Here is a 12,685-nt window from a genome sequence, read left to right on the forward strand (position 1 = left end):
AGGCTATTGAGATACGAATAAAACATCAATATCAATGAAGTATTGCTATATCGGTGCGTTGTATAAAACCACGCAGCAAATACTACGTGGTCAGAACAACACAAGAACCTAGCCGAATTTTGCTCGATTGTGAGGCGTCATATAATCAATAGCGGGGCCTTTGGGCACCACCTGATTCGGGTTGATCATGGTATGACTAAAATAATAATGCCTTTTTATATGGCCAAAGTTCACGGTCTGCGCGATTCTCGGCCATTGGTATAGGGCACGAATATAATTTGCCAGATTGGGGTAATCTTCTATGCGCTGCTTGTTACACTTAAAGTGACCATAATAGACTGAATCGAAACGGATCAATGTGGTAAATAGCCGCCAATCTGCTTCGGTAATATTTGCCCCAACAAGGTAAGGAGAATCACTTAGAATAGCTTCAACCTTGTCTAGCGCACAAAACAACTCGTCAAAAGCCTGCTCGTAAGCCTCCTGAGTCGTTGCAAAGCCACAGCGATACACACCATTGTTGATGGTTTTGTAAACATACTCATTGATGTCATCGATTTGCGGCTTTGCATGTTCGGGATAATAGTCGTCTGTGTTGTGAGTAATGTCATTAAACGCGCTGTTAAACATACGAATAATCTCACTGGACTCATTGCTGACAATTTTTTCCTGCTGTTTGTCCCATAAGACAGGCACGGTTACACGTCCGCTGTAGGTTTCATTGTTCAAGGTGTACAGTTGATGCATATAATCAAAGCCATATAACGGATCGCCACTGCTGCCACTGGCTTTATCAAAGGTCCAGCCTTGATCCAGCATATCAGGACTTACCACAGAAACATCAATATGCTCCTCCAGCCCTTTCAATGCCCTAAAAATTAAGGTGCGATGCGCCCATGGACATGCCAAGGACACAAATAAGTGATAGCGGCCAGATTGTGCTTTAAACCCACCTGAACCCGAAGGTCCAGCAGACCCATCCGCCGTAACCCAATTTCTCAACTGTGCCGCTTCACGTTCGAATTTACCTTTATTACTGGTGTCGTACCATTTATCCTGCCACTTACCATCCACAAGTAGTCCCATGCTGTCCTCCCGTTAAGCTATACAATGTCGCCAAAACGACCCATCTGGTAGTCTCTCACCGCTTCTTGCAACTGCGCTTGAGTGTTCATGACAAATGGACCCATATGCGCTATCTTCTCGCCAATTTGCTGTCCTGCGAGCACCAGAGCCCCCATACCTTGTGCTCCCGCGCTAAGTTGCAGTGCTTCACTCGGTGACACTTCCAGTAATGTCCCCTTACCAAGCTCGGTATCTATTAAACTTCCACTATGAATATAGATCAGTACCTTGGTGTGTGTAGACATGTCCAGCACCATGGTACTGTTGGGCGGCAATATGACATCAGCAATAGCGCCTTCACCTGCCAGTCCCATAATCGCGCCATCAACCACTTGTCCATCCATTCGCCAACTGCCGGCAAGCGCTAACAAACTAGCTTGATGTTCATTCTCCAAAGCCGGAACGCCAGATTCTGTCGAGTCTTGATATTTAGGTGGCCGCATTTTCTCCTTTGCGGGCATGTTGAGCCAAATTTGAAAGCCATGCATACCCTCGCTTTCATCAGCCAATGGCATCTCACTGTGTACAACTCCTCGCCCTGTACTCATCCATTGAACATCGCCACTGCGGATAGCTTTTTTGTTACCCATCTGATCTTGATGCTCGAAACCTCCTTTGCGAATGTATGTAAAGGTTTCAATACCACGGTGAGGATGCGGTGGAAACCCGCCCATGTAGTCACTTTCGTCGTCTGATTTTAATTCATCAATCATCAAATACGGGTCAAGACTTTTACCATCAAACCCGGCAATGCGCTTGATGTTTACGCCAGCACCATCACTGGTGGCATAAGATTTTTGCGTGCGAATGATTTTCATGTTTTGCTCCAAAGGCTCATTGCTTGCTCAATGTTGATACATTAGCAAGAAGCAAAACGATTAAAAATTAGTAAATTTAGGGGGTTTCATTCTAAAAAACAGAATGATTAAGTGATAATAACGCTCAGTGCAACGTTTGCATACTCAGCGTTAAAAACTACAAATAGGCTGGGTTAACTTCGCTTGAACAGCAAACTTTTTAAACTTGCCTGTGGATTAATGTCTTGAAACTCGGGTGGATTGTCGAGCCGCTCTATAAACACCATCTCAGGAGCTTGCTCAGCCATTTCTTGAATTAAAAACTGTGTATCTAAGCTCGGGTCATTGACACAGGCGAGTACCTGGCCGTGTTCGGTCAATAGCTCAGGTAAACGGCGCAGTATCTTCTTGTAGTCTTTAGTCAGCGCAAAACTGCCTTTTTGAAATGAAGGTGGATCGATAATCACCAGATCATAAGGTCCAAACTTTCGCACCTTGCCCCAAGATTTAAATAACTCGTGACCTAGAAACTTTACCTTGCTGAGATCATGGCCATTGGCTCGGTGATTATCACGCCCTTTACCGAGTGCGGCTTTCGCCATATCTAGGTTTACCACTTGCTTGGCACCACCTGCAATCGCTGCCACCGAAAAACCACAGGTGTAGGCAAACAAGTTCAATACCCGTTTATCCTGTGCGTTTGATTTTACCCAATCTCGACCAAAACGCATGTCTAAAAATAAACCATTGTTTTGTTTGTTACCCAAGTCCAGCAAAAATGTCAGACCATTTTCAACTACTTGCTGTTCTTTTGATAAGCAGCCCCATAGCACCTCAAGTTCACAATCTGGTCGACTACGGTGATGCAACAAAATACTTTTCACTTTACCTTGCCAAAGTGGCAATTGTGCCCATTTTTCACTCAGCGCTCGCAAGCTGTCGATAAACTCAGGCTCGGGCTCTTTAAATAGTGAGATCAATAGCTGTCCTGCTAGCCAATCCACCGTGATATGTTCTAGGCCCGGCCAACATAGGCCTCGACCATGAAATAGGCGTCTGACTTCATCGGGAATATGTGTTAGTTCACATAGCTGTTGGTCTAGTAAGGGCAGGGCAGTCGGTGTCATGATTTATAAAGAGTCATTGGCAAAAAGGTGTATTCTACGCATTTTCTTTGACTGGCACCACATACGAATTCCCCAACAATGTGAAGGAATTTGTATGCAGTGCCAAAAACTTATCAGTAAGCCTGATACACCACTTCACCATCAAGCAAGGTCAGTTCAGCCTTGACCTGCTTGATTTGCTCGGCAGTTAACTCAAATAGATTGTTATCCAGCACCACAAGATCAGCGCGTTTACCCACTTCAATGCTTCCTACCAAATGATCCTGACGCATTGCGTAGGCCCCATTGATGGTGTAGGCGGCAATAGCCTGAGCGAGCGTAATGTTTTGTGGTGCTCGCGATATTGCATGGCTCAGCCCTACAAAAGGATTAAAGGTGCTGACATTCCAGTCACTGCTTAGCGTAAGTGTGGCATTCGCACCTTGCAAGTCTTTAATCGGCACGAGGTCTTGTGAGCGCTGCGCACCTATGAGTGGAATATTTTCAGGCCAGTGACTTGGTTGACTAAATTCCCCCGCAACTTGCGCATCGGCAATCACATTCAACTTGGCAAAACGTGGCATATCCTCTGGGTCAACAACCTCTAAATGGGTAACTCGATGCCTAGCATGACCATTAGAGGCTTTTTCAATCGCATTTAATGCTTCATGGATACCCCTATCGCCAATACCGTGAATGTTAAAATCAAAGCCTACAGGCTCCAGTGCTTTGATATATTTTTCCATACGCGCTTGAGTAAAGTAATTTAACCCCTTGTTTTGGTATAAGTTAAGCCAGTTTACTTCATAGGGTTCATGCATCGCTGCTGTGCTGTTGACTAAAATACCATCCATATAAAACTTAACCTGATCCACTTTTAACAGGCTGTCTGATGAGCGACTAAACATCGCTTTCAGTGAGGCTATTTGCTTTTCATCACTCATCTGAGGATATGCCCAAAGCCCCAAACTAACACGTAGCGTTAACTTATCTTCATCAGCCACACGCTGCCAAGTTTGTAGATGACCTCTTTGCCAATAAGTACGTGCGTCACTGATTGATGTGATCCCAACCTTGTTGAGTTCTGGCATCGTGTACTCAATCAAACCGTTGTAATCTTCTGAGCTTGCATCAGGGCGCGAGTTCATCGCCAGCTCCATTAACTGATTACCCGCGTTATCGTACAAAATACCATTCAAGTTGCCCTGACTATCTCTGCCTATCACGCCTCCTATGGGGTCTTGGCTGTTAGCAGTGAGCCCAGCAAGCGCAAGGGCTTTACTGTTGACCCACATGGAATGAGATGTTTGTTCCATGATAATAACAGGGCGCTCTGGTATCGCTTCATCCAGTACTGCCAGTGGCGATGCTTGCATGTCTAACAGTGTTGCTATTTCATGACCATAGCCGATTAACCAGTCGGTATTGGGATAACTTTGTGATGCTTCATAGAGCAAATCGATATATTCATTTTCTGAAGCGTATCCCGGTAAAGTGAACTGCGTTACCTCAGATGCCGACTCCAACGGGTGAATATGCACGTCATGAAAACCAGGCATCAGCATTTTGCCTTTGAGATCGATTACCTCAGTACGCTCTGTAATATAACTTTGAGCCTGTGTATCATCTCCAACATAAACAATCTTATTGCCTTGTACGGCGACAGCCTGAGCCCAAGGTTGTTTAGCATTGACGGTGTACACCTGACCATTAACGAACACGATATTCGCCTCGACAGTCGCAACTTCAGTGGCCGTGGATATTGACGAATTGTCCCCCTCAGTGCAGCCAGATAAAGCGCAGCTAAGTGAAAGAAGTGTGGTACAAATTAACATAGTTGATTGACTCATTAGTTGACTCCTTAGGTATAGCAATACACTATCAAGACACAGGTAACCGTAAGGTAACAGTATAGGCGAGTCATGATCATATTATTGGTAGAAGACGATACGGTACTGGCAACGCACAGTATTGACTTTCTAGCACAAGAGGGAATAGAGGTAGACTACGCCAGCACAATGAGACAAGCGCAAGCCATCAGTGAACATCAGAGTTATGATGCTATTGTGCTGGATATCAACTTGCCCGATGGGGATGGGCTTTCTCTTGCTAAGCAGTGGCAACACCAGCGTCAAGAGCCGATTTTATTTCTCAGCGCTCGAGATGCCTTAGACGATAAACTAAAAGCTTTTTCATATGGCGCATTGGACTATTTAACCAAACCATTCGCTTTGCCAGAACTGGCCGTTCGTATCAAGTTGCTCGCAAGCAAAAACAACTCAAAGCCAAATCGGCAGTTTAGTCTTGATTCTTTGCATGTTGATTTAGATGCGAAAATTATAACACGAGGAGAGAGGGTCATCGTGTTGTCTCCGCAACAATGGCAGTTGCTAGAGTTACTGATAAAACATTATCCAAATCCAGTGAGTAAAGCAGCCATCATTAATCAGATCTGGCCGCAACAGGACAGCAACAACAACATGTATAAATCGCTCATAACGAGACTGCGTAGCAACCTCACTAGAGAGGATGAACCAGCCTTGTTACATACGCTAAAAAAACAAGGTATCACATTGAGAGTTCAACATGACTAAGCACCACACTTCTATGATTGTGTATCTGAGTTCACGTATCACCTTACCAATGCTGATAATCATGCTCTGCTGGTTAGGCGTGTCTAAATACAGTTATGAGTTTGCGCTTGATGACAGCGCCGCACACTATCTCTATTACGACGCCGAGCAAGTGAACTCGCAGCGGCTTACTTTGCCTATCTCAGATGAATTTAAATTGATCACACAATCACATGCAGAGTTACCCGATTATGTGGTACAGGCATGGCGCTCTGGTCAACTCGCTATCAATCAGGTGACGCTGTTGCGCCAAGCCAACCAAGATATCTACGTGCTACCTTGGCAGCAACCCAACAGCAATGTTTCACCGTTATTTGTACTGCACTTTTTCGATCCGCAAGACACTTTGCCAATCACGCCTTGGCTTACACTGTTACTCGCGGCTTGTAGCCTGCTGGCACTGTACACTGTCATTAGAAGCACTTTAAAAATAAACAAACAAATCAATGCATTAACTGAGTTTGTAAACACTAACAAACAATCTAGTGAGGTAACTAGATTTAAAGAGTTCAGTGCCTTTTACGATGCGCTCAAACTGTCAAGACAAGCCGAACAACTGGCACACCAAAAAGAGCGGTTACTGAGCACCTATTTAAGCCATGAAGTACGTACACCGCTCACGCACATCCAACACAGTATTGCACGATTGCAACAGCAAGACGATCTGCCTCTTGAAGCCGTAGACATCTTACTCACGTTAGAGCAAGCGCAACATCGGCTTAGTGACACCAGTAGTGCGGTGTTAGCATTGTGGCAAACTGATATCGAGAAACAGCTTATTGATATCAGAGCGGTGATTAGGCGCGTCGCAGCTAGATATGACAATCAGCATTTTCAAATCATCCTAGAACTGAACCCGCATGAAGTGATCTTGCCACTTCACACCCCATTATGTGAGTTATTACTTACTCAAGCGATAGAAAATGCACAGCGGCACGGCAAGCCACCATTGACGATAAAGCTCACACCAGAGACACTGACGCTACACAATGCCCAATCAGCGCAAAACCAAGATACATCCGGTACAGGTTTAGGGTCGATGTTGATCCAACAAATATGCACAAGACTGGACTGGCACCGTAGTATCTCAGTGACGACACAGGACTATACACTGACCATCAAGTTTAAAGCGCTTTACTAGTTGTCACGCTTAGTCATCATGTATTTTGCGCATAGCGTACAAACTCTGAGTAGATAGAGTCTTTGATCAACCGGTCAGGGGTAAACGCATAATAATGCTGATAAACATTATCAATGGGACCAATAAAACACACATCACGGTTGCGCTCGATTTCTTCTTTCACTGATAGCGGTGCGGGAAATAATCCAAAACCTTGTTGGCCTAAAGCAACCATTAATGCGCTATCGTCCACATGACCGGCCACACTTATCTCAATGCCTAATTCATCTAGCCAATAGTGAATGGCATTCGTCACTGGACTCGATTTGGCAGGTAACACCACGGGTACATCTGCCAGCGTATTGGGATAGTTGCTTTGTAAATTTTGCTGCCAGCTACTCGTTCCAAAAAATCCTAATTGACTTTTTCCTATCTCATGACAAAACACCTTAAACGGTAAGCTATTGTCCAAGGGTTTATCCGCCAACACCAAATCTAACTTGTGGATCGCCATTTGCGCTAACAACTCGGCTTGCTGTCCATCAATGCAATGCAGATTGGCTATGCGCTCATTCTCAATCAATGGTGCAAGCCATTTTGATACCAATGATTTGGGCAACGCATCTGATATGCCCACTTTCAAAGTGCGCGACAACGTACCAACATCTCCAGAAGTGGTCTCAAGCCACTCGTGAGCAATGGCAAACATATCGTCTGCATATTGTTGCGCTATTTGTCCAAACTCAGTGAGGCGAAGACCTCGGCCTTCACGTAAGAATAACGCTTTACCTAAACGCTGCTCTAAGCTCGTTATTTGCGCGCTCACCGTTTGTGGTGTCAGATGCAGCACCTTGCTTGCAGCAGCAATACTGCCGTGGCGGCTTACCTGCCAGAAGTAATATAAATGGTTGTAATTGATGTTGGTAATCATTCGCTAATACCTGTCACTAAGTAAGAAATAATCAGCTTTTTTCTTTCCATATACCTTAGTAGATTTAGACTGTACCTGCAATTGAGGTGCGACAAGTTCAATCAATTAACGGATAAGAATCCAACAATGAAACTGAAGTTATCAATAAAAGATAAAACTGTTACGGCGGCGATGAAAGTGAAACTGTCAAAGTTAGTGACGATGCAGCTACAAAAGTATGCTTTAAATATTCGTACAGTAGAGCTTCACATTGATGACGTCATGTCTCGTCAACATGGTTTGATTAAACAGTGTCGTCTCAACCTTCAACTACCAGGGTTACCAAGCATTATGCTGAAAGCGAAGGGCAATAACATGCTACAAGCCATTAAGCGCGCATTACACAATTGCCAAAAAATACTGGCTCAAAAGTATGCAATTGCTCACTAACCAAGTTTTTGCAGGTATATAGCAATCATTTTTGCTCCATATAATCCCAAGCACTTGCAGCGGAATGGATGCCGCTCTATTTTATCAAGTTATTCATCAGTTCGCCGATACACCTATTAGGTGTAGGACGTTAACTAGGTCATGATGTGAAACTCAATGCAGTACCGCAACACGCAATTACACACACTGTATTAGGTTATCCCAACCCAGCAGACGAAGAGGCGCGTGCGAGGAATCTATCTAATGACACGCAAAAGACTGTGCTGCAATCACACAATGACCACCAAGCCGCGGAAAAAAAAGCACTACCTCCTCATATAGAATCACTACTGGCACAACAGCAAAAAATCAGAAAACAAATCCGAGAGTATAAAGAGCAGCTTATTGACGTTAAAACCCGATTAGATATGGATGAAAAAATTAAACAATCCACGCTCAAACATCTCACCGCCCATCTAACACAATTACATCTGCAACTGGTCAGCGTCTCACAGGCACTACATGACGCATTGAAAAAGTCGGGGATCAATGACTTAACTCAGCTTGTTGATCTGCTCAGCTGAGCTGCGGAGTTAGAACCCCACCAACAGCACTTTGCCAAGTGCCATACCTTCTCTTTGGCAACTAAAGTCAATGCGACTATCCAAGGGTGTTTGATACAACGACTCCAACTTTTTAAACGGTGTACCAATGAACTTGACGGTTTTCACCCGCAGACTCATCCGAGAGCGCTTGTCCAAAAACGCAAATGCAGTGGCATTTAACGTTTCTTTACACGACTCTAGAATATCGCTAGAAAGAATATGCTGATGGATAGCTTGATGTATTTCTTCGGGGGCTATTGGTTGCTGACTGCTGGCAAGAACACAGGTAGCGTACACGTCAAGCAAACCAACCGCCCTGACTTTTTGATTGTTTCTGTCTTCATAAATGGCCATGACACAAGGCACTTTCGTTTCATCAAAGTCTTGCGGTTTAATGGATTGGATCACCAAACTTTTATCGACCTGCTTATGAATAAGACGTTCTAACTGCCCGAGCTTAGGCAGTGCGAGCTGACCATTAACCTCCACTTGCTCTAAGATCACCTCGCTTTCTTCCGTCCCTTGTACCAAAGGCAGCAAGTTATCGTGTAATTGTTGATCAGAAAACGGTTTTGATAGCACAAAACGGGCACCCGCTTTTAAAGCTTCGTTAATTTTTGCCCGTTCATCAACTGTTGTGATCATCGCCACGGTCATATTTAGCTGGCGCTTTTTTATCGCCTGAAGCAAAGTCAAACCCGACATGTCAGGCATATGCCAATCGGTCAAAACGATATCGGGCTGCCAGTTTCCTATCTCACGTAGCGCTAACTTAACGCTGCTGGCTTTTCGGATCAAAAGCTTACGATAACCAAACTTTTCTAGTGCACGCCTTACTATCTCTAATGTAGCTGGGCTGTCATCGACAATCAGTATCTTCACATTTGACCACTTAGAACAAAAACTTGTTTTTTATTATAGGCATATTTTTTATGCATCACTAAACTCAAAGAGAGTTTCTAATTGGGTCAAGTTCGTTAAACAATGCATAATTTATATTTCCCCACTGAGATGTACCAATATATCGCGATCAACTTTGGGCTGCTTATTCTTGCGGCTTGGTTCTATATTCTTTTACTGATCCTGCGCGAATTCAGGCACTTTGCAACCGCAATGGTAAAACACAAACCAAGTATGCAAGACGAGGATATTCTGCGCATATGTCGAGAGTCTGTAGACAGTGCTTTGAGTTACGTTAACGATAATAGCGAGACCATTTCCCAACTGGCACAAATACAGCAAACATTAGAACAGCAACTGGCCGAGATCCGAAACTCAACCAAAGACCGTATGTCCAAGCAAGAAGCAGCGTCCATCAAGGCCTTAAATCAAAAACTGGTGCAATCACACGCACTGATCCGAAAGCTCAAAGGAGATCTCGATCAAAGTACTGAAAAACTCAAAGTAACCAGACAAAAGCTTTACAGCCAATATGATGAAATAGCGGTACTTCAAAAAGAGCATCAACAACTACAAGAAAAGTATCAAGCCATTCAAGAGCAAGTGGGCGCGTCGCCACAAAGCACACAGGACTTCGAACAAGAGAAGGCGCAAATGAACGAAATCATTAACAGTTATAAGCGCCAAATTGCCGAGCAAAATCAAGCATTAGAGCAGTTATCACTACAAGCTGATACCAGCAGCGAATCTGATTTAGATGACATTAAAGCTGAATTGGAACAAACAAAAGCAGCACTTAAGCATCTAAAAAAAGAGAAAAACTTTATTGAAAGTAGATATTTAGAACTAACAAAAACAAAAGATCAGTGAACTTTGGCAGTGAGCGTCTAATGATTCAGCAGTTATTAAGATTTTTTTAAAACAAAAAATTAACCTTGGTGACATTTTGTCAAAAACCATGTATTTTACCGATGCTGTCTTTTGATAGGTTACAGCTGTAATTTGAAATGAATTTAGATTAGTAAACCATCAAAGTCATGACCGTCAAGACGCAGGAAAGGGAATACATAATGACGTATATATCAGACACCAGTGCCCAAGATACTCAGGTACAAACACAACGTTCAAAAATCAAACTAGCAATGCCTTTTGTTGCGGTAATTGCATTTATTATTTTTATATATTTCATCGTGTCACCTGCAATCGCTAATTGGAGTAGTGGTCAAACTGCTGTTGAGCTAGAGAAAATTCGCATCGCTCAAGTCGAGCAGGGCATGTTTGTCAGAGATTTCTCGGTGCAAGGCAGAGTCATTGCCGCAAAACGTCCCGTATTGTATAGCCCAGCTCAGGGAACGGTAACCTATTTGGTAGAAGCGGGTGACAGCGTAACAACAGATCAAACACTTGCGATTATCGATAGTCCAGAATTGAAGAGCCTTTATGATCAAGAAATTGCGAATCTAACCAAGCTGAAAACACATCTAGAACGCGAAAAGATACAGGTTAAAAAGTCTAACCTAGCGCACGACAATCTGATTGGTAAGGCCGAAGTGTCACTTAATGCAGCACGCCGTGAGATGAGGCGCTCAGAAGAGGCCATGCGCAATAATGTGATAAGTGACATTGATTACCAAAAAGCCAAAGACGACTTACAAAACGCCGAGCGTGAATATCAACACGTACTCAAAGAAGTTGCGCTACTCAAAGAAAGCCAGAAATTTGAAATACAAACTCGTGAGTTAGAGTTAGAGTCTCAGCAAGTGAAGGTCACAGAACTAAAACGACAAGTTGATGGCTTGAAAATCAACTCACCCGTTACTGGCTTGGTGGGTAACTTAAATGCACAGCAAAAAAACTCGGTTGCTAAAAACCAGCCGCTACTTAGTGTCGTTGACCTGACCCAATACGAACTAGAGGTGAGTATTCCAGAAAGTTATGCCGATGACCTAGCACTGGGTATGGAAGCAGAGATAACACTGAATCAAACCCTTTACCAAGGTGAGCTCGTCGCCATATCTCCAGAGATAAGTAAAGGTACGGTGAATGGCAAAATTCGTTTCAAAGACGACTCGTTAACAGGCCTTCGACAAAACCAACGACTTACCACTCGAATTATATTAGAACAAAAGAACAACATCGCGTTCTTACCCAGAGGTCAGTTCATCAACACCTATAATGGTCAATTCGCCTACGTTGTTAAAGATGACAAAGCAGTTAAGACCCCAATAAAATTAGGTTCGCGTAGCCTTGCTCAAGTGGAAGTGCTCTCAGGGTTGAAACAAGGTGATAAGGTGGTTATTTCCGACAATGACATTTTCAAAGATGCGCCTAGCGTGCGTATCTTACAGTAAAAGGAACTATGTATGTTAAAGATGCAAAACCTCACGAAAGTTTTTTACGCAGATAGTATTAAAACTCAGGCATTGCACCCATTTGACTTGACGATTGAACAAGGAGAGTTCGTAAGTGTAATTGGGCCTTCGGGGTCAGGAAAAACAACCTTCTTGAATATTGCAGGGTTACTCGAAGAGCACAGTGAAGGCTTATACCTACTTGATGGCCAAGATGTGTCAAGAATGAAGGATAAGCAAAAATCTGCATATCGAAATGAAAAAATCGGTTTTGTATTTCAAAGTTTTAATCTTATTCCTGAACTGAATTTGTATGACAACGTTGATATGCCATTACGCTATAGAAAGTTTACGGCAGCAGAGCGTGATAAACGCATCATGCAAGCACTCGAACAGGTTGGTTTAGCAGGAAGAAAAAATCACTACCCAACACAGTTATCAGGTGGTCAGCAACAACGTGTGGCTATTGCAAGGGCAATCGCTGGCTCACCAGCGGTGATCTTAGCGGACGAGCCGACTGGTAACTTGGACTCAAAAATGGCCGACGGCATCATGTCGTTACTTAAAGATATTAATGCTCAGGGCACCAGCATCATTATGGTGACTCATGATAACGAACAGGCAGTACAAGCCAATCGCATCATACAAATCAAGGATGGCTATTTAGACGAATACCAGCCAATAAAAAAAACCGCAGCCATCGCTTGAA

At 43.6% G+C, this 12,685-nt stretch carries 13 protein-coding genes; 7 read left to right on the plus strand and 6 right to left on the minus strand.

The window, feature by feature from the left end; translation table 11 throughout:
- Positions 1 to 108 precede the first annotated feature (108 nt).
- The 4 genes from C2M32_RS16755 to C2M32_RS16770 all read right to left on the minus strand — a co-directional run bounded on the left by C2M32_RS16755 (position 109) and on the right by C2M32_RS16770 (position 4,878).
- Positions 109 to 1,086, minus strand: a complete 978-nt coding sequence (locus C2M32_RS16755; RefSeq protein ID WP_105169470.1) for a glutathione S-transferase family protein — start codon at positions 1,084 to 1,086, stop codon at positions 109 to 111.
- A 17-nt stretch (positions 1,087 to 1,103) separates the two neighbouring features.
- A complete protein-coding gene (locus C2M32_RS16760) occupies positions 1,104 to 1,943 on the minus strand; it encodes a pirin family protein (RefSeq protein WP_105169471.1) in 840 nt (279 codons plus the stop codon).
- A 173-nt stretch (positions 1,944 to 2,116) separates the two neighbouring features.
- Positions 2,117 to 3,049, minus strand: a complete 933-nt coding sequence (locus C2M32_RS16765; RefSeq protein ID WP_105169472.1) for a class I SAM-dependent methyltransferase — start codon at positions 3,047 to 3,049, stop codon at positions 2,117 to 2,119.
- Positions 3,050 to 3,162: 113 nt separating this feature from the next.
- Positions 3,163 to 4,878, minus strand: a complete 1,716-nt coding sequence (locus C2M32_RS16770; protein ID WP_105169473.1) for an amidohydrolase — start codon at positions 4,876 to 4,878, stop codon at positions 3,163 to 3,165.
- Between the two features lie 72 nt (positions 4,879 to 4,950).
- Here C2M32_RS16770 and C2M32_RS16775 point away from each other — a divergent pair, with 72 nt between their 5' ends.
- Positions 4,951 to 5,622, plus strand: coding sequence for a response regulator transcription factor (locus C2M32_RS16775; RefSeq protein WP_105169474.1), 672 nt, complete (start codon positions 4,951 to 4,953; stop codon positions 5,620 to 5,622).
- Complete coding sequence (locus C2M32_RS16780) at positions 5,615 to 6,802, plus strand: sensor histidine kinase (RefSeq protein ID WP_105169475.1); 1,188 nt, start codon at positions 5,615 to 5,617, stop codon at positions 6,800 to 6,802. Before C2M32_RS16775 ends, C2M32_RS16780 begins: the two co-directional genes overlap by 8 nt.
- Positions 6,803 to 6,818: 16 nt before the next feature.
- Here C2M32_RS16780 and nhaR read toward each other — a convergent pair whose 3' ends face one another.
- On the minus strand, positions 6,819 to 7,712 hold the full coding sequence (nhaR, locus tag C2M32_RS16785) for a transcriptional activator NhaR (RefSeq protein WP_105169476.1): 894 nt from the start codon (positions 7,710 to 7,712) through the stop codon (positions 6,819 to 6,821).
- A 126-nt stretch (positions 7,713 to 7,838) separates the two neighbouring features.
- Here nhaR and C2M32_RS16790 point away from each other — a divergent pair, with 126 nt between their 5' ends.
- Both C2M32_RS16790 and C2M32_RS16795 read left to right on the plus strand, forming a co-directional pair.
- Positions 7,839 to 8,141 (plus strand): hypothetical protein, encoded by a 303-nt coding sequence (locus tag C2M32_RS16790; protein WP_105169477.1) that lies wholly within the window; start codon positions 7,839 to 7,841, stop codon positions 8,139 to 8,141.
- A gap of 146 nt (positions 8,142 to 8,287) precedes the next feature.
- A complete protein-coding gene (locus tag C2M32_RS16795) occupies positions 8,288 to 8,704 on the plus strand; it encodes a hypothetical protein (RefSeq protein WP_105169478.1) in 417 nt (138 codons plus the stop codon).
- A 9-nt stretch (positions 8,705 to 8,713) separates the two neighbouring features.
- Here C2M32_RS16795 and C2M32_RS16800 read toward each other — a convergent pair whose 3' ends face one another.
- The gene (locus C2M32_RS16800; RefSeq protein ID WP_105169479.1) at positions 8,714 to 9,607 is read right to left on the minus strand and encodes a response regulator; all 894 of its coding nucleotides are present in this window, start codon (positions 9,605 to 9,607) and stop codon (positions 8,714 to 8,716) included.
- Positions 9,608 to 9,709: 102 nt separating this feature from the next.
- Here C2M32_RS16800 and C2M32_RS16805 point away from each other — a divergent pair, with 102 nt between their 5' ends.
- The 3 genes from C2M32_RS16805 (at position 9,710) to C2M32_RS16815 (ending at position 12,684) form a co-directional block, all read left to right on the plus strand.
- Entirely contained in the window at positions 9,710 to 10,495 is a 786-nt protein-coding gene (locus tag C2M32_RS16805; RefSeq protein ID WP_105169480.1) for a chromosome partitioning protein ParA, read from the plus strand.
- Positions 10,496 to 10,695: 200 nt separating this feature from the next.
- The gene (locus C2M32_RS16810) at positions 10,696 to 11,976 is read left to right on the plus strand and encodes an efflux RND transporter periplasmic adaptor subunit (protein WP_105169481.1); all 1,281 of its coding nucleotides are present in this window, start codon (positions 10,696 to 10,698) and stop codon (positions 11,974 to 11,976) included.
- A gap of 12 nt (positions 11,977 to 11,988) precedes the next feature.
- Positions 11,989 to 12,684 carry an ABC transporter ATP-binding protein gene (locus C2M32_RS16815; protein WP_105169482.1) on the plus strand — a complete coding sequence of 232 codons (696 nt, stop codon included), beginning with the start codon at positions 11,989 to 11,991 and terminating at the stop codon, positions 12,682 to 12,684.
- The last annotated feature ends 1 nt before the right edge of the window (position 12,685 follow it).

The organism is Pseudoalteromonas sp. T1lg23B, assembly GCF_002964665.1.
Taxonomy (GTDB): domain Bacteria; phylum Pseudomonadota; class Gammaproteobacteria; order Enterobacterales; family Alteromonadaceae; genus Pseudoalteromonas.